The organism is Ensifer aridi (genome assembly GCF_002078505.1).
Lineage (GTDB): Bacteria > Pseudomonadota > Alphaproteobacteria > Rhizobiales > Rhizobiaceae > Sinorhizobium > Sinorhizobium aridi.
Map to the genome: position 1 here is coordinate 1,838 of NZ_LUAV01000046.1, position 1,440 is coordinate 3,277.

1 pseudogene is annotated in these 1,440 nt (G+C 58.6%); it reads left to right on the forward strand.

The window, feature by feature from the left end:
* Positions 1-150 precede the first annotated feature (150 nt).
* Positions 151-452, forward strand: a pseudogene (locus AYK65_RS30995) (ISNCY family transposase); the annotation flags it as partial.
* Positions 453-1,440 lie beyond the last annotated feature (988 nt).

Below are 1,440 nucleotides of genomic sequence, written 5' to 3' on the forward strand. Positions count from 1 at the left end.
TCAACCGTCGTCTCTGAGCTCCACCCCCGCCCTGTGCAGCCTCAGCCAATCCGACTGCTTCGCACGCTCGCGCCAAGTGGCCGATGCCGCTCGCCTTCAGCCTTGACAGGGAACATGAGAGCTAGTTTTCATCAATAAACAACAAGCGACGCGCCACGGCAGGCGGCGGCTGATGGTGGCTTTGCCACGCCCAACAACTTGGCCGCAGCGAAGGCGTGGGGCGTCCACGGCATGGCCTTCACAAAAAGGCCGGCCTGCGGATCGAAGACATGGTCAAAAGCAACTGGGTCTATCGCAAGCTGCGCAACTTCCGCGCCGGCATCGAGGCCGGTATCTCCTGCCTGAAGCGCGCCTACGGCTTGGCGCGCTGCACCTGGCGCGGCCTTGATCACTTCAAGAGTTATGTCTGGCCCTCGGTCCTCGTCCTCCTCTCGCGCCTCAAACCGACCTAATGCCGACCCGTACTGCAGTTCAGCCGGCCTCCCGCCGGCCCAGCGTCGTGCGCGCGATTACCCCAGCGACTCCGCTCTGACGAGAAACTGCGCCTAAGACCCGTCCACACGCTCCAAGAGGACGCCGACCTGAGGCAAGTGCTTGCAAAAGTTAGAAAATATGCGTGTTTATGGATAGAAACTAGCTAGTTTCCGTCCATAGGCGGGAGGGATGCTGCCGCTGGCCACGGGCGATCAGCCTCTACCCGAGCGGATGCATGAAGTGAGAATTATTGTGAAGCAATAACATGACGACAGTGCCTCTCGCCAGGTCGAGGTGGGCAACTATGATTCCGGCTGCTCGATTGCAACGAATGTTGCGGACGGCTGCACCATGGTAGCTGTGGGCGACCTTATGGTGTCACGAGCGCTTACGAAAGGTCACAATCCCGGGTTCGACGCTGCCGTTCTCCAGCAGGTGGGTGGCGAAGAAATGCCGCAACGTACGCACTGTGACGTGCTTTGAAAGACCTTTCGCGGCAACCGCCGGCCGACAGGCGCACTCAACTCGGTTCGATTGGTTCATTAAGGATCACGCCATGCAAAGAGGAACGTCCTTGGCCGCGCCAGACGCCAATAGCTGGGCAGGATCCCGAGCAATTCTACGGCCACCTTTTGCGATGGCGGACATAGATCAGCAGGTAATCGACTGGATGGGCGTGAGACCATCGATTTCGGACAGCCTGCCAACTATCGGCCCCACCCGAGATGCACGGGCTTTCTGTTCGCCGCCGGCCATGGCCATATGGGCTAAGCGGCGCCCCATGACTGCGGCGATCATAAGTGACCTCGTCGCAGGCCGCACACCTCGGCTCTCGTGCGCGCTCCATGTCGCGTGTGATAAAGCCACATGACAGAACAAGTTTTAAACTTGCGTCTATTGATGCACATGATATAGTACATTCAATAAATGATATAACGCAATGGAGGAGACCAGACTATGTCGCAC